At 48.2% G+C, this 24,920-nt stretch carries 22 protein-coding genes and 1 pseudogene; 10 read left to right on the top strand and 13 right to left on the bottom strand.

Features of this window, described 5'->3' with window-relative positions; translation table 11 throughout:
- Positions 1 to 95: 95 nt before the first annotated feature.
- The 5 genes from WG89_RS03510 to WG89_RS03490 form a co-directional block, all read right to left on the bottom strand.
- Positions 96 to 788, bottom strand: a complete 693-nt coding sequence (locus tag WG89_RS03510; RefSeq protein WP_062261323.1) for a Dph6-related ATP pyrophosphatase — start codon at positions 786 to 788, stop codon at positions 96 to 98.
- Positions 788 to 1,567 carry a LamB/YcsF family protein gene (locus WG89_RS03505; RefSeq protein WP_062261320.1) on the bottom strand — a complete coding sequence of 260 codons (780 nt, stop codon included), beginning with the start codon at positions 1,565 to 1,567 and terminating at the stop codon, positions 788 to 790. The genes WG89_RS03510 and WG89_RS03505 overlap by 1 nt, the downstream gene beginning before the upstream one ends.
- The gene (locus WG89_RS03500) at positions 1,554 to 2,543 is read right to left on the bottom strand and encodes a 5-oxoprolinase subunit C family protein (protein WP_062261317.1); all 990 of its coding nucleotides are present in this window, start codon (positions 2,541 to 2,543) and stop codon (positions 1,554 to 1,556) included. Before WG89_RS03500 ends, WG89_RS03505 begins: the two co-directional genes overlap by 14 nt.
- On the bottom strand, positions 2,540 to 3,241 hold the full coding sequence (gene pxpB, locus WG89_RS03495) for a 5-oxoprolinase subunit PxpB (RefSeq protein ID WP_062261314.1): 702 nt from the start codon (positions 3,239 to 3,241) through the stop codon (positions 2,540 to 2,542). Before pxpB ends, WG89_RS03500 begins: the two co-directional genes overlap by 4 nt.
- Positions 3,242 to 3,348: 107 nt before the next feature.
- Entirely contained in the window at positions 3,349 to 7,212 is a 3,864-nt protein-coding gene (locus WG89_RS03490) for a SidE phosphodiesterase domain-containing protein (protein WP_062261312.1), read from the bottom strand.
- A 159-nt stretch (positions 7,213 to 7,371) separates the two neighbouring features.
- On the opposite strand from WG89_RS03490, the gene WG89_RS03485 reads away from it, so the two are divergent.
- Genes WG89_RS03485 through WG89_RS03475 form a run of 3 tightly spaced genes read left to right on the top strand, consistent with a single transcriptional unit; the run spans position 7,372 to position 10,257 of the window.
- Positions 7,372 to 8,589 carry an NAD(P)/FAD-dependent oxidoreductase gene (locus tag WG89_RS03485; RefSeq protein ID WP_062261308.1) on the top strand — a complete coding sequence of 406 codons (1,218 nt, stop codon included), beginning with the start codon at positions 7,372 to 7,374 and terminating at the stop codon, positions 8,587 to 8,589.
- Positions 8,582 to 9,391: an aldo/keto reductase gene (locus WG89_RS03480; RefSeq protein WP_062261305.1), complete on the top strand. Its 810-nt coding sequence runs from the start codon at positions 8,582 to 8,584 to the stop codon at positions 9,389 to 9,391. Before WG89_RS03485 ends, WG89_RS03480 begins: the two co-directional genes overlap by 8 nt.
- A 29-nt stretch (positions 9,392 to 9,420) precedes the next feature.
- On the top strand, positions 9,421 to 10,257 hold the full coding sequence (locus WG89_RS03475; RefSeq protein ID WP_153301410.1) for a VOC family protein: 837 nt from the start codon (positions 9,421 to 9,423) through the stop codon (positions 10,255 to 10,257).
- Here the strand turns inward: WG89_RS03475 and WG89_RS03470 are convergent.
- The 5 genes from WG89_RS03470 to msbA all read right to left on the bottom strand — a co-directional run bounded on the left by WG89_RS03470 (position 10,249) and on the right by msbA (position 16,729).
- Positions 10,249 to 11,178, bottom strand: coding sequence for an SdiA-regulated domain-containing protein (locus WG89_RS03470; protein ID WP_062261300.1), 930 nt, complete (start codon positions 11,176 to 11,178; stop codon positions 10,249 to 10,251). The genes WG89_RS03475 and WG89_RS03470 overlap by 9 nt on opposite strands.
- A gap of 124 nt (positions 11,179 to 11,302) precedes the next feature.
- Positions 11,303 to 12,709: a hypothetical protein gene (locus WG89_RS03465; RefSeq protein WP_062261297.1), complete on the bottom strand. Its 1,407-nt coding sequence runs from the start codon at positions 12,707 to 12,709 to the stop codon at positions 11,303 to 11,305.
- A 128-nt stretch (positions 12,710 to 12,837) separates the two neighbouring features.
- Positions 12,838 to 13,209 (bottom strand): VOC family protein, encoded by a 372-nt coding sequence (locus tag WG89_RS03460; RefSeq protein WP_153301409.1) that lies wholly within the window; start codon positions 13,207 to 13,209, stop codon positions 12,838 to 12,840.
- Positions 13,210 to 13,318: 109 nt separating this feature from the next.
- Positions 13,319 to 14,764: a bifunctional D-glycero-beta-D-manno-heptose-7-phosphate kinase/D-glycero-beta-D-manno-heptose 1-phosphate adenylyltransferase HldE gene (gene hldE / locus WG89_RS03455; RefSeq protein WP_062261294.1), complete on the bottom strand. Its 1,446-nt coding sequence runs from the start codon at positions 14,762 to 14,764 to the stop codon at positions 13,319 to 13,321.
- Between the two features lie 123 nt (positions 14,765 to 14,887).
- Entirely contained in the window at positions 14,888 to 16,729 is a 1,842-nt protein-coding gene (msbA, locus tag WG89_RS03450; protein ID WP_062261292.1) for a lipid A export permease/ATP-binding protein MsbA, read from the bottom strand.
- Between the two features lie 59 nt (positions 16,730 to 16,788).
- On the opposite strand from msbA, the gene WG89_RS03445 reads away from it, so the two are divergent.
- The 3 genes from WG89_RS03445 (at position 16,789) to typA (ending at position 19,629) form a co-directional block, all read left to right on the top strand.
- Positions 16,789 to 16,971 carry a hypothetical protein gene (locus WG89_RS03445; RefSeq protein WP_062261289.1) on the top strand — a complete coding sequence of 61 codons (183 nt, stop codon included), beginning with the start codon at positions 16,789 to 16,791 and terminating at the stop codon, positions 16,969 to 16,971.
- A 105-nt stretch (positions 16,972 to 17,076) separates the two neighbouring features.
- The gene (locus WG89_RS03440) at positions 17,077 to 17,769 is read left to right on the top strand and encodes a BUD32 family EKC/KEOPS complex subunit (protein ID WP_062261286.1); all 693 of its coding nucleotides are present in this window, start codon (positions 17,077 to 17,079) and stop codon (positions 17,767 to 17,769) included.
- A gap of 45 nt (positions 17,770 to 17,814) precedes the next feature.
- Entirely contained in the window at positions 17,815 to 19,629 is a 1,815-nt protein-coding gene (gene typA / locus WG89_RS03435; protein ID WP_062261283.1) for a translational GTPase TypA, read from the top strand.
- Positions 19,630 to 19,697: 68 nt separating this feature from the next.
- Here typA and WG89_RS31635 read toward each other — a convergent pair whose 3' ends face one another.
- Entirely contained in the window at positions 19,698 to 21,371 is a 1,674-nt protein-coding gene (locus WG89_RS31635; protein ID WP_062261282.1) for a CAP domain-containing protein, read from the bottom strand.
- Between the two features lie 346 nt (positions 21,372 to 21,717).
- On the opposite strand from WG89_RS31635, the gene pip reads away from it, so the two are divergent.
- The 4 genes and pseudogenes from pip (at position 21,718) to WG89_RS30200 (ending at position 23,854) form a co-directional block, all read left to right on the top strand.
- Complete coding sequence (gene pip, locus WG89_RS03425) at positions 21,718 to 22,671, top strand: prolyl aminopeptidase (protein WP_062261279.1); 954 nt, start codon at positions 21,718 to 21,720, stop codon at positions 22,669 to 22,671.
- 109 nt (positions 22,672 to 22,780) lie between these two features.
- Positions 22,781 to 23,254 carry a transposase gene (locus tag WG89_RS32850; RefSeq protein ID WP_216638430.1) on the top strand — a complete coding sequence of 158 codons (474 nt, stop codon included), beginning with the start codon at positions 22,781 to 22,783 and terminating at the stop codon, positions 23,252 to 23,254.
- Positions 23,233 to 23,706: pseudogene (locus WG89_RS31625) on the top strand (IS1595 family transposase); the annotation flags it as partial. The gene WG89_RS32850 and the pseudogene WG89_RS31625, both read left to right, overlap by 22 nt.
- Positions 23,699 to 23,854 (top strand): hypothetical protein, encoded by a 156-nt coding sequence (locus WG89_RS30200; RefSeq protein WP_153301408.1) that lies wholly within the window; start codon positions 23,699 to 23,701, stop codon positions 23,852 to 23,854. The pseudogene WG89_RS31625 and the gene WG89_RS30200, both read left to right, overlap by 8 nt.
- On the opposite strand, the gene WG89_RS03415 is transcribed toward WG89_RS30200, so the two are convergent.
- Together WG89_RS03415 and WG89_RS03410 are read right to left on the bottom strand one after the other, a co-directional pair.
- Entirely contained in the window at positions 23,851 to 24,048 is a 198-nt protein-coding gene (locus WG89_RS03415; protein ID WP_062261276.1) for an immunity protein YezG family protein, read from the bottom strand. The two genes, WG89_RS30200 and WG89_RS03415, sit on opposite strands and share 4 nt — an antisense overlap.
- An 8-nt stretch (positions 24,049 to 24,056) precedes the next feature.
- A complete protein-coding gene (locus WG89_RS03410; RefSeq protein WP_062261273.1) occupies positions 24,057 to 24,863 on the bottom strand; it encodes a DNA/RNA non-specific endonuclease in 807 nt (268 codons plus the stop codon).
- Between the last annotated feature and the right edge of the window lie 57 nt (positions 24,864 to 24,920).

Here is a 24,920-nt window from a genome sequence, read left to right as displayed (position 1 = left end):
ACTTATATAAATGAGGGTAAGAGAAGACGCACAACATGCCGGACTCAGGGGGTAAAAGCAAGGGGCTTCCATGCCGTCCTAACTTGCAGGTCAACTCAAGCGAGAGATAGGTCAAGGACAGAGTGACCCCAGTCATCCTGCCAGATATCGGCTTTCTTAACAGATAAAGGCTGTTTGAAGTCCGGACCGTTGATGACGAGAGTGTGGAAATCACCTTCTTCACCGGTAGGACAAATGCCTTTGGCTTCAATTTCATCCGCTAAAGACGGTGTCAGGATTTGGCCCAGAAAACCTTCATCGAGGGATTCATTCTTGACGCTGACGATCATGGTTTCCTGTCCGACGGAGAACATATCTTTCAGAAGCTGTTTACGGTCGTAATGCCAGAGTGGATAGCAGGTTTGAATGTCGGTCTCTGCCAGAATCCGATCGTACCAGTCTTTGTGGGCATCCAGATCAATATCGCCAAATGCCAGGTGGCTGACGGAATACTGTTCTATTGCGGTGGCCAGTGCTTTCTTTAATCCCTGCTCGTAGCCTCCAAAACCGGCTGATCCGAAAATAATGGGGGTTCCCAGACAATCTGTCTGAGCCTGCAAAACATCCTGATGGAGTCCATGAGCGCTGGTTCGTTGTTCACCCTCTTTGAGCATGGTGAGCAGACAGGCCGGTTTTGCGCCGCTCTGACTGGAAACCCAACGAGCAAAGCAGCCGTCCTTGCCGCCACTCCATGAAGAAGCAAATAGAGACCCTGCTGAAGGCAATGATGCCTGGGGGGAAATATTCATTACTGCGCCTGAATAGTTTGAATGGTGATGCCCTGTGCCTGAAGAAACCGCTCGCAGCCTCTGACAAAGTCCAGAGCCCATGGGCCGTCGCCATGAATACACAAGGTATCTGCCTGAATAGGTATGGTCTGGCCATCCAGAGATACGACCTGACTATGAAGCACCATATCGCTGATTTGATTCAGAGACTTCTGTTTGTCTTCGATCATAGCTCCAGGTTGATTCCTGGGCGTTAACTGGCCGCTGTTCTGATAACTTCTATCAGCAAATACTTCACTGGCGGTTTGCAAGCCAATAGCCTTCGCCTCAGATATAAGGCAACTGCCAGCTAATCCGTAGAGGATCAATTCGGGATTAAATTGATAAACGGCTTCAGCGATGGCTTTGGCGAGATCAGAATCACGGGCGGCCATATTGTACAGGGCACCATGAGGTTTTACATGATGAAGCTTACCGCCTTCTGCCTTTACAAAAGCATTAAGCGAACCTGTTTGATACAGGGTCATGTTGTAGGCTTCTGCCGGAGTAATGCTCATATTTCTTCGGCCAAAACCTGTCAGATCAGGGAGGCCTGGGTGTGCGCCGACTGCAACATCATGTTCAAGTGCCAGTTTTACAGTCTTGGCCATTGTATCGGGATCACCGGCATGAAATCCGCAGGCAATATTGGCAGAGCTGATATGGGGCATGATCCCGGCATCGTTTCCCATGGCATACTGGCCAAAGCTTTCACCCATATCGCAGTTAAGATCCAGTGTCAGAGCTTTATTGGTATTCATCTTGGATGCGCTTCCAGTAATGTTTTGCGGCAATGGACAGACGATTAAGGCTGAATCTCTGTTCTATCAGTTCCTGCTGTGCTTCTTCAATACTCACTTCCTGAAAAATCAGCGTATCTGAAGGCTTTAACTGGGCGACTCTGGGCAGGTCAACGGAAATAATATTACCCATCTTCGGGTAACCACCTGTTGGCTGACAGTCACTCATCAGGATGATGGGTTGCCCGTCGGGAGGGATTTGAATGGCTCCGGACGTTGCACCCTCAGTGATCAGACTTTCAGAGTGCTGGCTGACTATTTTCTCACCCGACAATCGATAGCCCATTCGATCAGAGTCAGGGCGAACGGAATAAGGCTGGTTGAGAAACGTTTCCAGTCCCTGTTTGGAGAACCAGGAAAACTGTGGACCACGGACAAAGCGAACTGGCAGAGTGGACTTGGGTTCTTCCAGATAATGTGTGAACTCAAGCCCTAAAGACACTTCATGTTTTAGACTTTCTTGTGATGACATGGGTGTGAACTTGAGCTGATCATTTTCCTTTAGAGCACGACCTTCCAAGCCACCAATTCCTGCTCTCAGGTAAGTGCTGCAGCTTCCCAGAGTTTCACGAAGCTGAAATCCGCCCTTAATGGCCAGATAACCACGGCATCCTGAGCGAAGACTTCCAATTTTCAGTATCTGTCCCGACTGAATGGAAATAACAGTGTGAGAATCGACAGGCTGATTATCGAGAGTGGCAACGGGATTACCTCCTGTCAGGCAGATAGCTGCAGGCTCATGGAACTTCAACGTTGGCCCCGTCAGAGTGTATTCAAGTACCGGGGCACTCTCTGGATTATCCAATATCAGGTTGGCTGTTTTAGCGGCCAGTGTGTCCATGGCGCCATTGGTTGAAAAACCAAGGTTTCTAAATCCGAATCGCCCTAAGTCCTGGACACTGGTCAACATGCCTGGTTCTAAAAGGGTCAGGCTCATCTCAAAGTCTCCATTTCCTGATGTTCTGAGCGGGAAATAGCTTTGAACCGGATTTTGTCTCCGGGCTTAAGCAGTGTGGGGGACTCTTTCTCAAAATCCACCAGTGAGATAGGTGTATGGCCAATCAGTTGCCAGCCGCCGGGTGTTGCCAGGGGGTAGACGCCAGTCTGTTCTCCGGCGATTCCGACAGATCCAGCAGGTATTTTCTGACGAGGATTTTCCAGCCTGGGAGTGGCCAGCTTTTTATTCATCCCCCCAAGAAAGGGGAATCCGGGAGCAAAACCCAGGAAGTAAACGTCGTAGGTTGCAGAGGTGTGAAGCCCAATCACTTCTTCAGGGCTTAACTGACAATGTTTTGCAACCTGTTCAAGATCGGGAGCGAATTCTTTGTCGTAGCAGGTAGGGATTTCAATCAGTTTGCCTGTGCCCACTTTCTTTGATTCGAGATTTTGCAAACGGTTCAGGACTTGTTCTTTTATCATTTCGTAAGGCTGGCCAGACGTTATCCGACAAGGATCATAATAAACGGTCAATGTTGTATAGGCGGGCACCAGCTCTATGACGGAATCTAATCTGGCTTGTCTTAAACGTTCAGCGGCAGCATGAACCTTCTGGTTGATCTGTGGACTGATCTGATTTCCAAAACTTAGCAGCAGGGCTGAGTCACCCAGGGGACTGCACTGGCAGGGATGATTCATATTCTTGTCGTATTCCTGAAGTCTCGTTGGATTCTAACACATGCAATGGTATTGAAATCGAGAGTATGGGGTTGGAAGTGAAGGTTCATAGCCCGACTGCTTGCAGGCTATGAGAAACTGATAAGATCTTTCAGGCCATCGTTTTCATTAATTTCTTTAAATTGTTCTGGTGATATCTCAGTGCTCAGCTTCCATACCTCCATCAGGTTGACCCATTCCTGACAATCTGATTTCCTGTCCATGTAATGTCTACTTGCCAGAAGCTGGTAAGGATAAACGAGTGTCCCCGCTGCATGGCAACCGTCAAACTCGGCATCAGTAAGGTCACAATCTCTGAGATCTATGCTGTCAAACTTGCAGCTGGAGAACTGGACGCCCTTGAATACGGTTTTCTGTAATGAAGCATTCTGAAAGCTGAAGCCCCTGATTGTTGAACCGGGAGTAAAAATAATGCCATTCAGGTTTTGCACAACACCTTTTTTTAAGTCCGGGTTTTGCAGGCAAAGCTTTTCATATTGATGAGGACCCGCAGCAAGGATCACAGATATAACTGACTCAGGAAAGGGGAGGTCAGATTGAAGTGAGTTGGTTATTCGCAGGAATTCCTGTTCGTTGGTCTCTTCAGGTGGACCTATTCTGAAGTCCTGTCCATCAGGCCATCTTAGAGTATCTTCATTAAGAGTTCTTTTTGCAGATACACTGATCTCCTCAGGGATATGAGCTGGCTGAGTTTCTTCAAGGCAGATATCATCAAAAAATGTTTCATTGTCCAGATATAGGGTTGTACCGTCTGTAAACTGTTCCGGTAGCACTTTAAACAACTGAACGAACTCGGGTTTACTTCGTCCCAATCGGCATGTGCTATAGGTCACTGCATCCAGCCTTCGACGATTTAGTGGCTTTAGTTGGGTATATACGCTTTTCTTAAATTTTTCACGAGTGTCTGTTGATACGGAAAAAGAGCGGGCTGCCCCTCCACTTTTTATTTCTTTTGCACGCCAGAAAGATGAATCGGTTGATAAACCTTTTCGGATTCGTTCTACATAGGAGTCAATAGACTGACCACTGTGCAAGATATTAGTCAAAACCCCGCGGGTTTCAGTGATCAGTTTTTGACGATCTTCATCCGTTTGACACTTATAGCCTCGGGCAAAAGTGTTATTGAATACATGGAGGGTAATGTGACCCCGGTCCGCTATTTTTTGATCGATTGGCATTCTGGGCCGATAGTAAACAGGTCTTCCATTTAAAAGATGGCAGTAATGAAACCATTGCGGTGCAGGTGACTTTAACGAATTTGGAGATAAGCAGCTTTTAAGTGACATTTCATACTGTTTCTGAGCATCTTCCAGACTGCACTGTCGAATGTTGAGGCCCAAAGTTTGAAGGTGATTCACCAGTGTCTGGCTGACATCCTTACCCGTCCCCTCAACTCTCAAGTGCAAGGTGCCGGTAAAACTTCGATCGTCTGGCAGGTTGTCAGCAAACAGTCTGGCCTCAATACATTTTTCTTCTTCAGGTAACCATTCGTATCTTGGCAGCTGAACATAGTGAACCGGTTTTTTACCCTGATCCATGCTTTCAGGCGGATTTATGCTTTTCGTTCTCCCGGTTTCCCAGGCTCTTCCAGAGTTGTGGTATTTAAGCCTATATAATTCATCTCTTTGAAGACCAGTTTCATCAACAGTAGACACTCGGGATGGGAAACCTGCTTCAGGCTTCCATTCCGGAAATTGAACGGTTTGATCAAGAAACAGGTCTTCACCTTCCTTCCTGCTTTTCAGTTCCAGAAGCAACTTTTTGGCGTTAACAATGGCCGCTTCAGTCTGCTGTGTGACGTTATCATCAGGGTAACGAGTGTGTTCATGATTAATTTCTTCCAGCCATTCCTCGCACTGGCTTAGTAACTGATCAATAGTCTGTTGCCAGTAGTCATCCATCACCATTGATCTAAGCACGCCTGTCTGGTGGTCTTTCTGGAAAGCCAGGTTGATGTAAAAATCCAGAATCTCAATTCGCCTATGCCAAGGTGTGGCGAGGCCAAGATGGTCTGATAGACGACGGCAAGCTGTTGGACTGAGTTTTACCCAGGCTTCAGTGACAGGCTGGTTATGTTGATTCAGCAGGGTGTAAAGGCGAAGTTCACCATTACGTATGTCTCCAGGTGCTGCTGGCAGACAGTGGCCACTGATTCCCGAGGCTTCAATGGCTCTCTGTGAAGCAGAGGTGACTCTCAGTCGAGCAGTTTCGGGGTTGGGTTTGGCTGCAATGCAGGGTGGAAAGCGACGCTGAATAAAAGCAATACGCTCACTGATTGTCCTGTAGAGTCGTCTCCTATCGATGGATTTTAATGGCCCGAGCCGTTCTATCCATTGTTCCAGTTCCCCGATGATGAGGTTGGACAATAGATCTGCCTGTTCTGCAATGAATTTGTCCGAGAGGCTTTGAAATAACTCTTTGTTTTTCCTGAAGTGAGCCAGCATATCAGGAGTGCACTGAGGAAAAGTGTCAATCACTAAAGTAGGGTGGCGAAACCATTCCAGCTCGAAAGGAGTGGATGTGAACTGGCTATCAACCTTTGCCTCGCCATTGGCGTAAAGACCTGCTGTTGAAAAATCATAAATGAACAGTTTTCCATTCAATACTTTGCACGCTTCAGTGATGTTCCATATACCCAGTATTGAAGCCATCAGAAACAGACGGGCTTTTATGTCTTCAGGCATACAATCAAAGTTAGGGTTCTCAAGCGTATCTATAGATTCTTCTAAAACGCTGCATTCAAAAGGGCTGTGCACATAGAGCTTGCAGTCCGGAGTTTCAAAGCCCATTGATCTGGCCATTTGATTCATCAAGAGTCTGTGTGCGCCTGCTTCTGGAGAGAGGTTGTCAGTAACAGAGAATACCTTCTTACTCTGAGGGTCGTGTATCTGATTGGGAAGCGGTGTTTTTATTGCTTTAGAGTAGTATCGAACTTTCAAGTCACCGGGCGCTATTTCAGGTGTTTCACCAAGACCTTCGACCAGCATTTGATAGAGGTCAGGACACAGTTTTTTCAGACATAAAACCTGACAGAGTAAGGCATTCTCTGCGTATTCAAAGGGGTACTTTCCTAATGTGTCCTTACACTGGGAGACCTCTGTTTTGAGTACTCTTTTTGAATCGCTGGAACGGGCGAGAATAATGCTTGAGTTGAAACCCAGATCATGCTGATGCCTGATGAGTGAACGAACCTGATCAGCTAACTGAACAATGTTGTCTAATGTTCCGAAATCACTTTTGAATTCCTGATAAATATCCAGATAGCCAATGTCGAACTCTGACCGGCAACGGATTATTTCCAGACAGTCTGCATCATGGAGTAGCTTTTCGAAGAGGTTGTCTCGTGCTTTACCCGTTTCCTCTGTGCGGTTTTTGTTGACGATGGCATTACTCAGCTGCGCGGCAAATTCTGGCGGGCATCCTGAAGCCAAAAGATGGTTTTCCAGATTCATGGCACTCTTTTCTTCCCAAACGGGTAAATCCTTGTTCTCTCCTTCCCGGCCTGAATCATGGAGCAATGCGGCTTTCATCAACCAGGGAACAGCCTCTCTTGGCAACTTGAGAGCCTCGGGATCACCGGCTTTCTGCCTCCAGGCCAGTAGTACCGGAATCCAGCAGGCTGAACGGGAGAGGTGCTGGGCCCCATGAATAGGTCTGGGGATCTCTCCACAACTGACTGGGTTTTCTATTTGAGGCGTGTGCAGATAGCGATCAACCAGAGCCTGACAGTCGTCATAAAAGTCTGCATTCAGGAGCTTGGGAGTTGGCGTTAACAGCTTCGCTGCGGGTTCAACGGGTGAAACTGAGAAATGATGCAGTGGGGTTTTTGGTTCAGTCTGGACACAACTGTCCACTGGCACATCCGGTGGATGTGTATTTTTTGCAGAAGATAAGTCTGGTGAGCTTGTGTCCCTTCTTCCTACCGAATCCATATCCTTGATTCCCAAGCAAAAATCAGCTGTCAGGTCATAGGATTTGGACAGTCAAAAGGTACGAAAGTTCAAGGGCCACAGGCGGTATTGGTGTCTGGCGGGTAGGAGGCGTATACTGCAGGGATTCTTTTCCCTGTCTTACTCTCTGATCCACTCTATATGACCCAGACCATAGAAACAGATGTTGTCGTGATTGGCGGAGGCATTGCCGGTCTCTGGCTGTTCAATACCCTCAATCAGCAAGGCTATAAGGCCCTTCTTCTGGAAAACGCTACCCTTGGCGGTGGTCAGACCATCAAGTCCCAAGGGATTGTTCACGGTGGTACTAAATACACTCTGACAGGCACCCTCACCAAAGCCGCAGAATGCATTGCCGGTATGCCCGACCGCTGGCGCAAGGCCCTGAAGGGCGAGGATGAGGTTGATCTTTCGGATGCGGATATTCTATCTCAGTCCCAGTATCTCTGGTCTCCCGGAGATGTAGGTTCCCGGCTCACTACCTTTTTTGCCAGTAAGGCACTGCGTGGTCGTGTCGAGCAGCTGAAGAAAGCTGATGATTTTCCCGGTATTTTTCGCCATGAAGGCTTTCGGGGCAAGGTCTATCAGTTGAATGAGGTGGTGCTGGATATCCGTACTGTTATCAAGGCCCTGGTGAAAGGACTGGAGAGCCGTATTCTCAAGGTCGACTGGGCAGAGAACACCCGCATTGTGACCGACGGCAAGAAGATTGATTATATCGAGCATCAGGTAGGTGGAGAAACCCTGCAGATCAGGGCCAAAAAGTTTGTCACAACGGCAGGCGAAGGTACTGAAGATTTGATGAAGCTCTGGGGAATTTCCGAGCCCGCTATGCAGAGAAGGCCATTGCATATGATTATGGTTCGGCATCGCCATTCTGAGCCTCTGTTTGCTCATTGTCTCGGTACTAAGCCGGTACCGAGAATGACGGTCACCAGTCATCCTGATGGTGAAGGGAATTGGGTCTGGTATCTGGGTGGAGAGATTGCCGAGGACGGTATGGAGCGCACGCCGGAAGAACAGATTCGGGTTGCCCGAAGAGAACTGGTGGCATTACTGCCGTGGGTAAATCTTGATGATGCGCAATGGGCGACATTGTTTGTAAACAGGGCTGAGCCCAAGCAAACCAAACTCTTGAGGCCGGATGCGGCTTTTATTCACGAAACAGAGAACGGTATTGTGAGCTGGCCAACCAAGCTGGCACTTGCACCCAATCTTTCTGATGAAGTGATGAAAGTGCTGGATAAAGAACAGCTGTCGCCTTCTGGCAATAAAGGTTTTGGTTTGCCAGAAAATGTTCAACACCCCGAGATCTGCCAACCTTTCTGGAGCGAGGCTTTTACCGACTGTCATGACTGATTACAGGCTGGAAACAAGGACAATTGCCGGAACAGACATCCGGGTTTCACCCATTGGTTTTGGTACCGTCAAACTGGGCAGGGATCAGGGCGTAAAATACCCGTCTGGATTCACCATTCCGGATGATCGTGAAGCGCTTGAACTCTTGCAGCTGGCAAAGTCTCTGGGCATTAATTTACTGGATACTGCGCCTGCCTATGGCACCAGTGAAGTGCGTCTGGGTCCCCTGCTGAAAGGCCAGAGAGATGACTGGGTGATCTGCAGTAAAGTAGGTGAAGAATTTGAAAACGGCGAATCTCATTTTGATTTCACCCCGGAGCATATTCGCTTTAGCATTGAACGAAGCCTGAAACGTTTGAATACTGATCGGATCGAAATGGTTCTGGTTCATTCCAGTGGCGATGACGTCAATATTATTCAGCAGTATGGCTGCCTGGAGGTGCTGGAAGATCTCAAGAAAGAAGGCAAGATTCTGGCTTCCGGCATGTCTACCAAAACCGTAGAAGGTGGCATTATGGCTCTTGAGCGGTCTGATATTGCCATGGTGACGTATAACCTGAAAGAGCAGGCTGAAAAGCCGGTTCTGGATTTTGCGCTTGAGAACAGCAAGGGCATTCTGATCAAGAAAGCTTTGGCCAGTGGCCATGCTTGTCTTGAAGGGGAAGATCCGGTTGAGAAGAGTATGGAATTGGTTTTTTCTCACCCTGCAACTTCTGCAGCAGTAATTGGTACGATTAATCCCAAGCATCTGAAAAGTAATGCTGAGACCTGTGCAAAGGTCATCAAGACGTTGGGTGTTTGACTCTGGCAGAGCGATTTAAGGAGGGCAGGGTGCTAATCACTCATCATTGTTTGATGGTCTCAAATCTTGAGCAATCTCTGTCTTTCTATTGTCAGAAGCTGGGCATGAGTCTCCAGTCTCGTAAACAGATTGGAGATACTGAGCACTGCTATCTGGCTTACCCTGAAACTCAGGGTGCCTTTCTTGAGCTGGTTTATTGTCCGGGTAAAAAACCAAAGGTAGCACCACAACCCAGCCGCACCGAAGGGTATTGGAAGTTTTCAATCTCTGTGGTTGATTTGCAACACACCAGAAAGCATCTTATCGATGTAGGTGTGTCGTCTATTGGTGATTGTTTTGAAGTGCCCGATGTCGCTTTTCTATGCCATCTTCAGGATCCTGATGGTTATTGTATTGAGCTCATTCAGCATACTTTTAAGAAAAATACGCCAAAACTGTCTGAGTCTTTAAAGACTGATGTCTGGCATGCCGCTTGTCTGAATCTCTCCACACTAAGGGCTCGGGACATTGATCAGAGTCTGGCTTTTTATGAAGAGCTGGGTCTGCGTCTTGTTTCAAGGCAGGCAGTTCCTGATCGAAAGATGACGCTTTATTTTCTCTCCGGAATGGAAGAGCAGCCTGTATCCGATGATGTGGGTGCCATAGAGATCAGAGAGTGGTTGTGGCAGAGGCCCTATACGTTGTTAGAGCTGCAGCATATCCATGGGACGGAACAACAGGAAGGCTTCCGGTACCACACCCGCGTTGAAAGTGGATTTATGGGTTTAACACTGCAAAGTGAAGCAGCAGAAGTTCAAGGACAGGAATCTACTCTGAAGGACCCGGATGGTTACATTCTCCGGGTTCGATCTTCGAATTTATCCTGAGTGGCTTTTGCTAAAGCGATAGAACAGGTTGGGTTCACTGACGATGTAAATATTGCCCTCATCGTCCATGGTAATACCTTCAGGTTGAGGAATAGGCTCTTTAAGATTATGGAAGTCAGCCCTGAGTTCCATTTCGCTGACCGCCTGACCCTCACTTGTTAACTCTGTCAGGCGTTGTGTTTCGTCACTTAAAACCAGCAGGTGGCCGCTTTGCTGGTGATAGTGCAAACCTGAAAGGTCATCCTTGGAACGGCTCAGTGCACGATTAATTGTTTCTGTCGTATGGATAGAGATGTTATTCCCCAGACCCTCCTGACTGAAACCTCTGACTTCATACAGCATCATCGGGTCGCGCTCCTTGACCACAAAAGCCTGGTTTTCAGCAGGGTTCCAGGCAATGCCTTCAAAGCCCTTATTCTTTCCTGACTGAATACCGACTGTTATTTGAGGCGTTTGTTCAAACAAAATGTCCTGAGTGTTTTCATCAATCTTTATCTGGTGAACACTCTGTCTGCGCTCATCTACGATCAGAAACTGGTTGCCACCCGTCCAGGTAATGGCTTCCACATCTTTGAAACCCGTCAGTGTAATGGTTCTGATCAGTTTTCCTTCTGGAGTCAATTCAACGATCTCGTTCAGACCGTTAATAACGGCAAACAGAGTTCGACTGAGGCTATTCCAGGTAATGCCTGAAAGATTGTGAGTGACGCCGGACACTTCAAGAGCATCAATATCGGTTTGGTAATCATTCAGCTTGAGAGAGCTTTCTGGTATCTCTTTCAGGCTGGAAAACAGCTGTCCGGAGTAAAGCAAGCCAGCAGAGCCAAGGGCGGCTATTGCAGAGAAATCGATAGCTCCCCATTTAAATCGGGGATGGTTCTTGGTCTGTTTCCATCCTGACCGAAGGCTTGCAGCAACCATGATGTTTGTTCCGGGAAGTATGAACTTCCATTATCAGGCGGTGGTTGTGAAAGAAAGGTGAAAGGAAGTTGAAGGATTCGTGAAAGAGGGATGTCAGCCCATCAGAGATGGGCTTTGGAAGAGGTTATGAATGAGAGGTTCCCATCTTGCCATATGCCACATCTATTGCCTCGGAAGGAGTCAGTGATGGGTTACTTACAATGGCTTCAGCTGCATGCTGACACATGGATGCGTAGTCTCCAAAGCTCCACCCTGTGTCTTTATGGGCAGAGAACTCTTTACCTAAAAGGTTTACTAAGTCTGATGACTTGCTATAAGTCAGAAGGTCATTCAAGTAGCCTTGCAATGAGTCTGCTTCAGCTGTCAGCTCTGACTTTTCTTTTTTCAGAGCTGCGAGAGAAGCTTGGTAAGGAATAGCAGGTGCAGCTCTTCTTGGTGGGCCAGAGGGTTTCTTGGGAGCTTGTGTTGCCTCGGATTGCACAGTCTCTTCTCGAACAGGTCTGGACTGGCTAAGAGATTCTCGTCTGCTGGAGATTTGTTCTCTACTGAATGAGCCTCTTCTAACAGGCTCCATATGACTTCTTCTATCGATATCCTGAGTGTATTCAGGGCTCAGGAAGGAGCCTTCTCCCTTAATGGCATAACTCAATTCCAGACTTCTAAGATCTTCTGGTGTGGCTTCCAGGATTTCCTGAACTTCTTTCATGGTGCTCTCAAGCTTACCCCTTGTTTCCGGGGGGAGTTGAGGGTTATCCAGAGCTTTGCCGACATCTTTCTTAATTTGGCGAGCCTGCTCAAAGCATTGGCAGGTAAGAATGGTATGGGCTTGAGTACTTGGGTAGTGGCTGCCAGAAGGGGAAAACCCCCGTGAATTAGGGAGCTCTGAAACCAGACATTCGGCCAGTGCAGGATAAGATTTTAGCTGGTCTCTGATGGAGTCAGGAAAAGTAGCAAAATTGAGCTCCTTACGCAGAGCCCTCAACTGATCCATGCTCTTGTCCAGACCTTCTCTGAAGGAGAGACCGTTATCCGATGCATGCTTCAATGGTTGATGAGCCTCATATCGAGCATTCAGCACCATCATGGAAACACCGGCTTCTCGAAAGGCCTGTTGAACATGAGGTTTAGCAGCGGCTTTACCGGATTTTCTGGCGAGGTTAGCCAAAAGGTCTTCCAGTTCATCAGGGTTTTTGGCGTGTTGAGATACAACCTTTAGAACCGACTCGCGGGTGCTGTCTTTGCGGTTTGCTGCTTTTTTGACATCGTCCAGAGCCGCTACAAACTCTTTTACGGCTTTTTTCTCTGTGGCTTTGGCTTGTTTGGCAGCCGCTTTTTCAGGGCTGCTGACGCCACGGGAGAAGATGCTCTTTTTCGGCAGTTTCTTGCCTTTTCCTTGTTGGGGAACGGTATCTTCGATGGACGTAACAGAAGCTCCCCTGTGGCGACCCTGGGGTTTATCAACTTTCTGTTGACCGTGTTCAGACCATGATGGACTGATGGGAATCTTTTCACCGCCGCTGATAATACCCATTACTCTATCCCTGAATCTTTGAGTGCTATCAGCTAATTATAGAGGTCGTCCTTCCGGTTTCCGGCCCCCCATGAGTTTTCCCAAACAGATTGTCAGTCTGTCGAAAAGTTGACAGGAACCCTGCTAATTCAAGATTCCTGAGAGTGACAGACAGCTTCAAGGTTATGGCCATTGGGGTCTATTACAAAGGCTCCGTAGTAGTCAGGATGATAGATCTCCCGAACCCCCGGAGCACCGTTATCCACAGCTCCTGCCGCTATTGCCAGCTCGTAAAACTTATCCACAGCTGCACGATCAGGGGCATTGAAAGCCAGGTGCATGGGGTTTTGAGGTTTGTCACCTTCTCCAAACCAGAGTTCGGGCTTCTGGTGAGCTCCCAGACCAGCCCAGCCATTCACTTCCATAACGAGTTCGATGCCCAGTGGTGCCAATACTTTGCAGTAGAAGTCTTTGCTTTCTTCGTAATGACTGACTGAGAAACCGATGTGATCAATGATCATGCTGAACTCCTGTAAAGGGTGTTAGAGAAGTTAGCAGGATAAAAGGAGGGGCTTGGCTTGGGAAGAGAGCAGGAGAAAAGTAAATCACTTTCTCCTGCTGAAGGGTGGCTCAGGCTGTTTCTTCGGAAGTCTGATCCTTACGGATTTTCTCAACAATGGCGGTTGTTGAGCAGTTATCGAGGAAAGCCAGAACCTTAACTTCACCACCGTATTCGTAAACTATGGGGGCTCCCACCACTTCATCAATGGTGTAGTCGCCGCCTTTTACGAGCATATCCGGTTTAACCATTCTTAACAGCTCTTCGGGAGTGTCTTCTTCAAAGCAAACGACCCAGTCTACGGCTTCAAGGCCTGCCAGAACGGCCATGCGACGATCTTCAGAGTTGATCGGGCGACCTTCGCCTTTCAGTCTTTTCACTGAGGCATCGCTATTTATAGCCAGTACAAGTCGGTCACCTTGTTGACGAGCCTGTTCAAGGTAGCCCACATGGCCAGCATGGATGATGTCAAAGCAGCCGTTGGTAAAGACAATTTTCTCACCGTGGGCTCGGGCATCTTCAAGAGCAATCTTAAGCTGGTCAGGAGTCACTACACCACGCTCTGCACCCAGCTCTCGATTCACCTCACGACGTAGCTCAGGCATGCTGACAGTCGCTGTACCCAGTTTGGCCACCACAATACCGGCAGCTATATTGGCCAATGCTGCAGCTTTGGGCAGTTCAGCACCTGCTGCAAGCGCAGTGGCCAGGGTGGAAATCACAGTGTCTCCGGCGCCGGTGACATCAAATACTTCGCGAGCTCTGGCAGGCAGGTGAACTTCCTGTTCACCCTTGCGAATCAGGGTCATGCCATGCTCGCTCCGGGTGATCAAAAGCGCTTCAAGTTCCAGCTCTTCAAGGAGCTTGTGGCCTTTATCCACCAGTTCCTGTTCGTCCTGGCAGGGCCCTACAACGGTTTCAAACTCATGAAGGTTTGGAGTAATGACGGTGGCACCGCGATAGCGCTCAAAATCAGTGCCTTTAGGGTCCACCAGAACTGGAATACCCTGGGTGCGAGCCAGTTTGATCAGCTGTTGATGGTTTTGCAGCGTGCCTTTGTTGTAATCAGAAAGAATAACGGCGCCAATGTTTTCGAGCAGGCTGGCCGCTTTTTCTTCCAGAATATCATTACTCAGCCCTGAGAATGCTTCCTCATGATCCAGCCGGATCAGTTGTTGATGCTGGCTGATGACCCTGAGTTTGGTAATGGTAGGGACGTTATCCAGTCGGGCAAAGTCACAGTAAACCCCGGCTGCTTCCAGACGAGTCTGCAGGGAATCAGCGGCTTCATCATTGCCGGTAGCGGCAATCAGCCAGGCCGGTGCGCCCAGGGAGGCAATATTCAGGGCTACGTTGCCCGCTCCGCCGGGGCGGTCTTCAACCTGATTGACGCGAACGACAGGGACAGGGGCTTCGGGAGATATTCTGGAGGTGCCGCCATGCCAGTAGCGATCCAGCATGACATCGCCGATGACCAGAACCCTGGCTTGATCAAATCGTGGCAGAGTCAGTTTCATTCAGTCTTTTCCACTTGGGTATCTTAAGAGTCCTGGCAAGCGCTATGGCAGGACTCCCGATAGGTTTACCATGAAAACGTTCTGAGGGGTAATCATGGTAAGACCTCAGCTTGTACAAAGAGTTCAGCTTTTTGCTGGCTGAGAAGAGTTGAGAGGTGTCACCTCAATGGCTTCTTCCTGCTCTTCCTGGAACTGCATCTGGTGCAGTTTGGCGTAATGGCCTTCTTTGGCCAGCAGCTCAGCATGGGTACCGCTCTCAACTATCTCACCTTTATCCATCACAATGATGCGATCAGCGTTCTCGATAGTGGAGAGACGGTGGGCAATGACCAGAGTTGTCCTGTTTTTCATGACTTCATCCAGTGCCGCCTGTATATGCCGCTCGGATTCGGTATCCAGTGCTGAAGTGGCTTCGTCGAGAATCAGAATAGGAGCGTCCTTGAGGATCGCTCTTGCTATAGCCAGGCGTTGACGCTGACCACCCGAGAGCAGCACGCCATCTTCCCCGACCAGAGTGTCCATGCCCTGAGCCATATTTTTGATAAATTCATTGGCATGAGCTGCTTCGGCTGCCAGGTGTATATCAGAGTCATCCTTATCGCGGAGATCACCGTAAGCAATATTGCGGGCAACTGTGTCGTTAAACAGAGTGACATTCTGATCCACCAAAGCGATATGGCTGCGGAGGTTCTCCAGGCCATATTCGTCAATAGGGGTGTCATCCAGTAGAATTTGCCCCTGCTCATGGGTGTAAAAGCGGGGAACCAGGTTGGCCAGTGTGGTTTTACCGGAGCCGGAGCGCCCGACCAGGGCAATGGTTTCACCCGGATTGACCGTGAAATTAATATTGTTCAGGGCTGGCTTTTCAGCATTCTGATATTGGAACACCAGATTACGAAACTCCAGTTTGCCTTTCACTACTTCCTTCTCAAAGGTGCCATTATCAGGTTCAGAAGGTTGGTCAGCCATTTCAAAAATGCTTTCTGCAGCAGCAATACCTTTCTGGATATTGGCGTTCACTTCACTGAGCTGACGAATAGGTTTAGGTAACAGGGCAGCCGCTGTAACAAAGCTGACCAGAGAGGCGGTGGTCGCATCGCCTTTGAGCCAAAGAACCAGGAAGAACAGCACTGCCAGAGCACTGTTGACCAGAAACTGCAGAGTAGGGGTATGAACGGCAGATGCCTTGACCATTTTCAGCCCCTGTCGGGTGTTGCGGTCACTGGCTGTGAAGAAACGGTTGGTTTCATAGCTCTCGCCACCAAATCCACGGACTACCCGGTAACCATTGATAGATTCGGAGCTGACATGAGTCAAATCGCCCATGGAGGTTTGAATTTTGGTGCTTAACTTGCGGAATCGCTTACTGGCGGTGCTGACTACAAGAGCGATGAGTGGCGCTACAGCGATAAAGACCAGTGTGAGTTTCCAGTTGGTTAAAATCAGGTAGCCAAACAGGAATACTACAGTGAGACCTTCACGAACGACTACTTTTACAGCATCAGTGGCTGCAGTTGTCACCATTCCAACGTTATAGGTGATTCTGGCAATCAGGTGGCCTGAATTGTTGTTGTCAAAGTAGTTGTTAGGCAGCTTGATCATCTGATTAAACATCAGGCAGCGAAGGTCATGAACCACTGACAGCGAAACCTTGGCCAGATAATAGTTACCCAGAAACGAACCTATGCCTCTGAATATGGCAATAGACAGCATAACCAGTGGGACCAGGGCCACAGAGGTCATGATAGAAGCTGGGAGAGCCCACCCAAGGTCCTTATTGATGGTGGCAAAGCTGCCTTCCAGGGCTTCCACAAAATATTCCAGCAAACGGGCGAAAGCAGGTTGACTGAGAGCAAACATGACATAGCCCAGCAGGCTAAGGGCAAAAAAGCCCGAGTAGGGCTTTACATAGCTCAGAAGGCGCAGGTAAATCTGCAGACTTCCGGCCTTGGCTTGTTCTGACATGGCCGTTGTAATCGGTTAAAAATGAGAGGCTATTCTGGAGGAATCTGGCTGCAGGCTCAATGGATACTGACCTGAAAACCATGGTTTTTCCTGCAAAAAGCGATTTTAGCATAGCTTTATGGGCACTTTCTGCTCGGTATTGCCCGGAAATTTACTTGCCTTACCCATTACAAATCGGGCAGTTCATTAGTTCTATTGTTCTTGATACGGATCAAAGCGGCTTTATGAATTTTCCGGGCTAAGGTATGATTGGCCGCCATTTTTTACTATGAAAGTTCAGCTTGTTCTGATTTTGTACCCACTTTCATGGTGCCTTTGAGCTGAATTTTGGCTTCCGGCAGGTGATAATGCCGAGATTTTTTCCCGGTAACAGTGAGTATTCAACACAGATGAGTGGTATGCAGCGGTTATCTTCAGAGGCCTATCAAACCCTGACCGAAGGTGCTGAGGTGATTGAGAAGGACCATTTTGGCTATAAGGTCCTCAAGCTGAAGGATGAGACTTTTCTAAAGCTCTTTCGGGTTAAAAGCACCATCAGCTCCGCCTGGCTGAGGCCTTACTCAGTAAGGTTTGCCAGAAATGCTTCTGAGCTGATCGCAAGAGGCGTTCAAACTGTTGACATCATTGGCTGTTATCGTCTGGAAAGGTACAAGAATACGGCTGTGCATTATCGACCTTTGCCTGGTCAGACTCTAAGACAGGTTTTTCCTGTTCTGGATGAAGAGGAAACCCGGTCTTTGGCAGAGCAGGTGGCAGAGTATATAGCTGACTTGCATGAAAGGGGCGTTTATTTTCGCTCCCTTCATATGGGGAATATCCTCAAGTTGCCAGATGGCACTCTCGGGCTGATCGATATTGCCGATATGCGCTTTAGCCAAAGGCCTTTGAAAGAAGAGCTGAGGCTCAGAAATTTACATCATCTGGCTCGTTACGAGCGGGATGTCCGGTATCTGATTAAGGATCAGACGTTTTGTGCCACCTACGCCAAGCTGGCTGATGTAGCAGTGGACAAGGTCGCGGCTGTGATGCACCGCTCCTGAGAGGCTGTTCAGGCAGCCTCAAAAAGATTTCAAGAGAGAAAGACAGTGATAGAAAAGTTACGCAACATCGCGATTATTGCACACGTTGACCACGGAAAAACGACCCTGGTTGACAAACTGCTGCAGCAGTCCGGAACTCTGGGTCGTAAGGATCAGGGTGCAGAACGCATCATGGATTCCAATGATCAGGAAAAGGAACGGGGTATTACTATCCTGGCCAAAAACACCGCGATCAACTGGCAGGACTACCACATTAATATTGTGGATACTCCGGGGCACGCCGACTTCGGTGGTGAAGTAGAGCGTGTTATGTCCATGGTGGATTCGGTTCTGTTGCTGGTGGATGCGGTTGACGGTCCTATGCCTCAGACCCGTTTTGTAACCCAGAAAGCTTTTGAGCAGGGCCTGCGCCCGATTGTTGTTATCAACAAGGTTGACCGTCCTGGTGCTCGTCCTGACTGGGTAATGGACGAAGTTTTTGATCTGTTTGATCGTCTGGGTGCTACTGAAGAGCAGCTGGACTTCCCGGTTATTTACGCTTCTGCACTGAACGGTATTGCCGGTGACGATCCTGAGAACATGGCGGAAGATATGAATCCGTTATTCGAAATGATCGTTAACAACGTACCGTCTCCGAAAGTTGACGTAGATGCGCCTTTCCAAATGCAGATTTCGGCTCTGGACTACAACAGCTTCCTGGGTGTTATCGGTATTGGTCGTATTTCCCGTGGTAAGCTGAAGCCTTCTACTCCGATCCGTCTGATTGGTGCTGACGGTAACGAGCGCAATGCCAAGATCCTCAAGGTTATGGGGCATCTGGGGCTGGAGCGAGTCGATGTTGAAGAAGCCCGTGCTGGCGATATTGTCTGTGTAACAGGCATCGACAAGCTGAACATTTCTGACACCCTGTGTGATCCAAGTAATGTAGAAGCTTTGACACCTCTGACCGTTGATGAGCCAACAGTCAGCATGACCTTCCAGGTGAATGACTCTCCTTTCGCAGGTCAGGACGGCAAGTACGTTACCTCTCGTAATATCAAGGATCGTCTGGAGCGTGAATTGCTGCACAATGTGGCCCTGCGTGTGGAACAGGGTAGTGATGCGGACAAATTCAAGGTGTCTGGTCGTGGTGAGCTTCACCTGTCTGTTCTGATTGAAACCATGCGTCGTGAGGGCTTCGAGATGGGTGTGTCCCGTCCTGAAGTGGTTGTGCGTGAAATTGATGGTGTCATGCAAGAGCCTTTCGAACAGGTAGTGGTTGACGTTGAAGAGCAGCATCAGGGCTCTCTGATGGAAGAGATGGGGCTACGTAAAGCTGAGCTGACTAACATGGTGCCTGATGGCAAAGGCCGTGTACGTCTGGAATTCATCATGCCTGCTCGTGGCTTGATTGGTTTCCGCTCACAGTTCCTGACCATGACTTCAGGCAGTGGTATTCTGACCAATGTCTTTGATCATTACGGTGAAGTAAAAGGTGGCGAAGTAGGTCATCGTCAGAATGGTGTTCTGATCTCAATGGTCAACGGTAAGGTTCTGGGTTATTCCCTGTGGAATTTGCAAGAGCGTGGTCGTTTGTTCCTGCCACCTAATGTGGATGTGTATGAAGGTCAGGTTATCGGCCTTCACAACCGTGATAACGATCTGGTGGTTAACCCTATTAAGGGTAAGCAGCTGACCAACGTACGTGCTTCTGGTACTGATGAGAACATTCAGTTGACACCACACGTTAAGCACTCCCTGGAACAGGCTCTGGAATTCATTGACGACGACGAACTGGTTGAAGTGACACCTAACCATATTCGTATTCGTAAGAAGTTCCTGAAAGAGAATGATCGCAAGCGTGCTGGTCGCAGTAAGTAACTGAGTGGCTATTCTAACCGGGGGCCAGGCTCCCGGTTAGAAATCTTCGAGTTTATTGTTCTGCTTTCTTAGTATCTCGGTTTAGCAAAAACCTGAGTCCAATAAATGCCGTACCCGCTGAAGGCTTCTTCAACATAGCTGGCTCCCATCTCTATAACCTTGGGGCTCATGATATTCTTACAATGACCTTCACTGCTCATCCAGGTTTTGAGCACTTCGTCGACACTAGACTGACCTGCTGCAACGTTTTCTCCGTAAAAAGACCATAGATAACCTTGTGCTTCAATTCGTTGATCAGGCTGGCTCCCATCTGAGCCTGTATGGTCCATAAAGTCTCGGCTTGCCATATCAGTTGAATGTTTGAAGGCTGCTGCTTCCAGAGAATGACTCCATCTCAATTTTCCTACTGCAGACATAGGGGTTGTACCACAGACTTGCGGTTTGGAACGGATAGCATTGACAGCCGTTAGCATCTGATAGGCAAAACCCTGGGTGGGTTGGTTTTTACTCTTGGCAGCCCAGACCGATCTAATGTAGTTATCCGCTTTGGAATAAATGTATTTCCCGGCTTCACGCCCTTTCTGGGGAAGGGTATCCATATAGCTGGCTAATTCTGGTGGGATATCTCCAGCTTTTCCTCTCACACCCATACCATCCATTCGGGCGATCAACGGCATTTGGGGAACAATTATTTCATTCCAGAACCTGTTTAAATAGCCCTTAACGGTTTCCCACTTCTTATAGGTTGCAGCAGCTGCAGCACCGATAATGCCCAGTTTGGCTGCCCCTTTTGCACAGTTCTTACAGAAACGAGCCGTGTCACCCTCGCGGTATTTTTCAGCAGCTTCGTTTCTGGCTAGTTTCGCTTCTTTTTCCAGATTGGCTTTCGCTTTTGCCTCTTCACGCCTTTTCCTCTCTCTCTGCAGTTGAGTGAGTTCCCCACCTTTGCCGGCTCCGAAACGTTGGCCTGAGAAAAAGAAAGAAGGCATATCGCCACTTATCGCAGTAAATATATCAATGAGTCGGGTTGGGCGGTCCACTATTCTATTAAGGGCTCTGTCCAGAGACGCTCTTAAAAGGGCTTCTTCCGGTGTCTGATTAACTTCGAAGTTGAAGACAATAGGTAAAACATGCCCAGGTTGACCATTAATGCCAGGTGTCAGAAAAAGGCTGATATCGGCACTCAATAATGCATTGTGCAGCTCTTCAGGCTGAGAGGATAAGGAAATAGTATATTCTTCTACTTCATAACTTCCGTCTGCAAAACCTGTGAAAGTTTGAATGGCTACCTGTCCATTTGGAAGAGGGGTTGCAGTCATAATCCTCTTTTTTAGCAAAATGGCTAATTGCAGGTTCAGATCATTGATAGGTACGCCTGGAGTCGCGCCCTCCGGTGTTTCTGCAGAGTGGCTCTCCAGGTAGAGGTGTAAGGCTGCACTATTGATGGTTTTATCTTTGGAGAGTGGCAGAAATCTCGCTACTTGATTGTATATCTGGCTCAGCTCTTCCGGATGAAGTATTTTCATGATGGAGCGAGCCCAGCAACTTCCCTGATAGCGATTTTGAGGACAGCTTTCAGGTGTTTTATAGCTGTGACTGGAGAGGTATTCCTGAAGCTCCAGCTGACTTGTATAAGGCTGGAAGTCTGTTGCAGCCGCGCTGATTAAGCTTACTGAAGCCAGAGCAAGAAACAGGCTTTTTTTCAGTAATGTATATGAGATCTGGAATAATGACTGTTTCATAGAGTCCTGCCCAATATTAATTCGTATTACTAGCCAGCTCCTTGCGGCTTGATCAGATATGCAGTCAGATAGATTTTGGAAGCAAAAGTTCCCATAGGGGCTGCTGAGCACGAAAACAAAACCTCAACAGCCCCTATTTTTCAAACCCGTGACAATTCTTGGAAAACCATGGTTTTTAAGAGTAATGTAGAGAGTTGGGGGTTATGGAGGTGGAGCAAACTAGGAGCCTGACCGAGAATAGACCGTTCTTTCTGAATTTTATGCTCGGACGCTATTCTCGGTCAGGCTCCTGGGTTTGTACTGCTGACTGACTTCGCTTGATTCAGTGACTTCTGAAGGAAGGTTCATGCGCACGCTTTACCCGGCTATCAAGCCATACTCTGTCTTTAAACTGGCTGTGGATGCTGTTCATCAGGTCTATGTGGAGGAGTGCGGAAGCCCTGAGGGGATTCCGGTGCTGTTTGTTCACGGTGGGCCTGGAGCTGGCTGTTCAGAAAAGGCGCGCCGGTTTTTTGATCCTGAGAAGTACCGGATTATCCTGTTTGATCAGCGAGGCTGTGGTCGTTCGGCTCCCCATGCTGAACTGGAAGGCAATACGACCCAGAATCTTATTGCTGATATGGAGCTGATTCGAGAGCATCTGGGTATTGAGCGCTGGATTTTGTTTGGCGGCTCCTGGGGTTCAACGCTTTCACTGCTTTATGCTCAGGCCCACCCTAAGCGAGTAATGGCCATGGTGCTCAGGGGCATATTCTTGTCCCGGCAGAAGGACTTTGACTGGCTCTACAGCGAGAGTGGTGCCGGGAGAGTTTTCCCTGATCACTGGAAGCATTTTGAAGAAATTATTCCGGAGAGTGAGCGGGATAATATGTTGAAGGCTTATTATCAGCGCCTGACCGGAGATGATGAGCTGGCACGGATGAGTGCTGCCAAGCACTGGGCGCTTTGGGAAGGGAGAATCAGTACTCTCAAACCTTGTCCTGATGTTGAGGAGTATTGCAGCGAGCCCCATAACGCTCTGGCTATTTCCCGAATCGAAGCCCACTACTTTATGAATGACAGCTTTGTTGAAGCCAATCAGATCATTCGGGATATGAAATACATCGACCAGATTCCGGGCATTATTGTTCATGGTCGCTACGATATGATTTGTCCACTGGATAATGCTCAGGTGCTGGCTGATCACTGGACTGAAGCCGAGCTGCAAGTGATTCGGGAAGCAGGTCATGCTTCTTCCGAGCCAGGCATTGTGGATGCCCTGGTTATTGCTACTGACCAGTTGGCAGTTAAGTTCGGTTGATTGAAGCTTTTTGATTTATTTTCTTTTGGCTCTTAATGGATTCTGGGGAGCTGGTTGAGGACGAGTTATTTGACTATGAATAGAAGMCGTTTTCTTGTACAAAAGTGWCATGAAACTTTATGACCTCCTCGACAACGCCAAGTGCTTTGAMCAGATACGCCAGATTCGCTGGCCTGACGGGGTGAAATGCCCACACTGTGCCAGCTCAGACATAACCCGCCAAGGCAAGGACGATTCACAGCCTGACAGACAGAGATATTCTTGTAAAGAATGTCAGCGTCGTTTTGATGACCTGACACTTTCTGKTTTTTCAGGACRCCATAAGCCTTTGAAAGTGTGGGTAAGCTGTCTGCACCTGATGTCACTCAATCTTTCGAATCAGCAGATCGCCCGTGAGCTCGATTTGAACGTAAGKGACGTACAAAAAATGACTCGGCAACTCAGGCAGTCCGTATACGATAAGCGCCCTGAGGKAGTCCTCAGKGGKGAGGTAGAATGTGATGAGGTTTATGTGGKGGCTGGCCACAAAGGKCATCCAGAGGCTGKGAAAAAAAACGWCGAAAAGGACGAAGAAACAGMCTGAGAGCTGCKCGKGGCCGAGGAACCTTGGAAAAAGAGAAACCACCCATCTTTGGKAKGATTCAGCGAGGKGGCCAGGTAGKGATCCGKATGCTTGCMAATGTTAAACGGGCAMCCATCAAGCCACTGATCAGAGCTACTATAGAGCCAGGCACTCTGGTGTACACGGATGAATACGCGATTTACAACGAACTGGCAGAATGGGGTTATGGCCATAAATCTGTCTGCCATGGAGCCGGTGAATATGCACGAGATGAGGACGGCGACGGTTTTCATGAGATTCATGTGAATACAATGGAGGGGTTCTGGTCGCTGTTGCGTTCCTGGTTGCGTCCTCATCGGGGTATATCACAAGAGAAGTTACCGCTGTATTTGGGTTTCTTCGAGTGCCTGCACAATATCAAGAAGCGCGGGAAAGCAGCTCTAACCGGTCTTCTGGGAGTGTTGTTTGGATAACTCCCCGGAATCCATTAAGAGCCTTGATGAAATGGGTGTTCATGATGATTTTCATATCCTCATCATGAACGACAGTGCTGAAGTCGGCTCATTTCATGTTAGAAACCAGCCCCTTCTTCAGGCTCATTTCATATTGGAAGAGACTTAAGGCAGTCCATCTCGTTTATTTACACTATAATTTTTGACATCACCTGACGAACCTATGAGTTGTTGTACAAAACTAATTGAACTTCCGGGCTTTTCCATAACAGCAACAAGCCAAGCTCGCGACCATTCATCTGAAATCGCCTCAAAAATAGACTGACCAATATGATTGTAAATATCATCAATGTTATCAAACATGATTAACCTCAGTTCCTAAATTCTCTCTCTGTGATTGGGCCATTATCCACTGAATAATTACTATACATAATTTCTGGGGTGCCTGTTCCTTCTTGATATTTTACCAGTATTTCTACTTCAACTTCTCTACCTTTATCTAACTCTTTAGCCCACTCCTTCTCCATCTGCCGCCACTCTCCATGACGGTTTTGATCCTTGAGCTGAGGAACCAGATTAACCTTCTCAGCAGGTCCTTGGAAAAGTGTACCAATCAGGTGACCACCATCATAGTTAGGATCATCTCCACCATATTTACTCTGTGTGGTGGTATTCCTATGAAGTTTATCTCTTTCCTTTTGAACAGTGATGGCTGATTTCTTCAGTTTTCCTGTAACCTTGACTGTGCGCCCCTTACTATCAGTTTCATACGTATATGTAGCAGGGACACCATCATGATATGAAGTTACTTTATAAACAGTGTTTGGTTCAGGGTTCTCAAGTTGTTCATGCCATGTGCCTTTTATTCCTTTTTTGCCTGAAGCCTTTCCTGCATCAAGTTCGATAACTATCTTTTGAGGAGTTTGTGCTGGCTTTAGTGTAGAGGTGTCTTTATTCTTAGCAAAGGATAACTTGCCTTTCGAAGGCTTTTCAGGTGAGGGCTTTTGAGAGCTTCCCCGAGGAGGAGCCGAAACCTTGGGAGCAGGCCCATCAGCCACCGGCAGATCCTCAATCATATTCCCCGATGAACGACTGCGCATGGATGCTTTGGGAATATACCGGTCAACTTCTTTTAATAGACTGGCCAGTTCCTTGAGCAGCTCGCCGAGCTGTTTCATCTGGCGGATTAGGCGTGCTTTGCTGGCGACAACAGCTGCAAAAGCCGCACCTCCCGT

The sequence above is a fragment of the Endozoicomonas arenosclerae genome (genome assembly GCF_001562015.1).
GTDB classification, from domain to species: domain Bacteria; phylum Pseudomonadota; class Gammaproteobacteria; order Pseudomonadales; family Endozoicomonadaceae; genus Endozoicomonas_A; species Endozoicomonas_A arenosclerae.
This window is presented reverse-complemented; position numbering and strand designations above follow the sequence as displayed.

Excerpts from the sequence above, each read along its gene's own strand:
- WG89_RS03485 (WP_062261308.1), top strand. The coding sequence starts at position 7,372 with ATGACCCAGACCATAGAAACAGATGTTGTCGTGATTGGCGGAGGCATT.
- WG89_RS03465 (WP_062261297.1), bottom strand. The coding sequence starts at position 12,709 with ATGGGTATTATCAGCGGCGGTGAAAAGATTCCCATCAGTCCATCATGG.
- WG89_RS03470 (WP_062261300.1), bottom strand. The coding sequence starts at position 11,178 with ATGGTTGCTGCAAGCCTTCGGTCAGGATGGAAACAGACCAAGAACCAT.
- WG89_RS03460 (WP_153301409.1), bottom strand. The coding sequence starts at position 13,209 with ATGATCATTGATCACATCGGTTTCTCAGTCAGTCATTACGAAGAAAGC.
- pxpB (WP_062261314.1), bottom strand. The coding sequence starts at position 3,241 with ATGAATCATCCCTGCCAGTGCAGTCCCCTGGGTGACTCAGCCCTGCTG.
- WG89_RS03490 (WP_062261312.1), bottom strand. The coding sequence starts at position 7,212 with ATGGATTCGGTAGGAAGAAGGGACACAAGCTCACCAGACTTATCTTCT.
- WG89_RS03440 (WP_062261286.1), top strand. The coding sequence starts at position 17,077 with ATGCCGAGATTTTTTCCCGGTAACAGTGAGTATTCAACACAGATGAGT.
- msbA (WP_062261292.1), bottom strand. The coding sequence starts at position 16,729 with ATGTCAGAACAAGCCAAGGCCGGAAGTCTGCAGATTTACCTGCGCCTT.
- WG89_RS03410 (WP_062261273.1), bottom strand. The coding sequence starts at position 24,863 with ATGAAACAGCTCGGCGAGCTGCTCAAGGAACTGGCCAGTCTATTAAAA.
- hldE (WP_062261294.1), bottom strand. The coding sequence starts at position 14,764 with ATGAAACTGACTCTGCCACGATTTGATCAAGCCAGGGTTCTGGTCATC.
- WG89_RS31635 (WP_062261282.1), bottom strand. The coding sequence starts at position 21,371 with ATGAAACAGTCATTATTCCAGATCTCATATACATTACTGAAAAAAAGC.
- WG89_RS03445 (WP_062261289.1), top strand. The coding sequence starts at position 16,789 with ATGGATACTGACCTGAAAACCATGGTTTTTCCTGCAAAAAGCGATTTT.
- pip (WP_062261279.1), top strand. The coding sequence starts at position 21,718 with ATGCGCACGCTTTACCCGGCTATCAAGCCATACTCTGTCTTTAAACTG.
- WG89_RS03480 (WP_062261305.1), top strand. The coding sequence starts at position 8,582 with ATGACTGATTACAGGCTGGAAACAAGGACAATTGCCGGAACAGACATC.
- WG89_RS03500 (WP_062261317.1), bottom strand. The coding sequence starts at position 2,543 with ATGAGCCTGACCCTTTTAGAACCAGGCATGTTGACCAGTGTCCAGGAC.
- WG89_RS03510 (WP_062261323.1), bottom strand. The coding sequence starts at position 788 with ATGAATATTTCCCCCCAGGCATCATTGCCTTCAGCAGGGTCTCTATTT.
- WG89_RS03505 (WP_062261320.1), bottom strand. The coding sequence starts at position 1,567 with ATGAATACCAATAAAGCTCTGACACTGGATCTTAACTGCGATATGGGT.
- WG89_RS03415 (WP_062261276.1), bottom strand. The coding sequence starts at position 24,048 with ATGTTTGATAACATTGATGATATTTACAATCATATTGGTCAGTCTATT.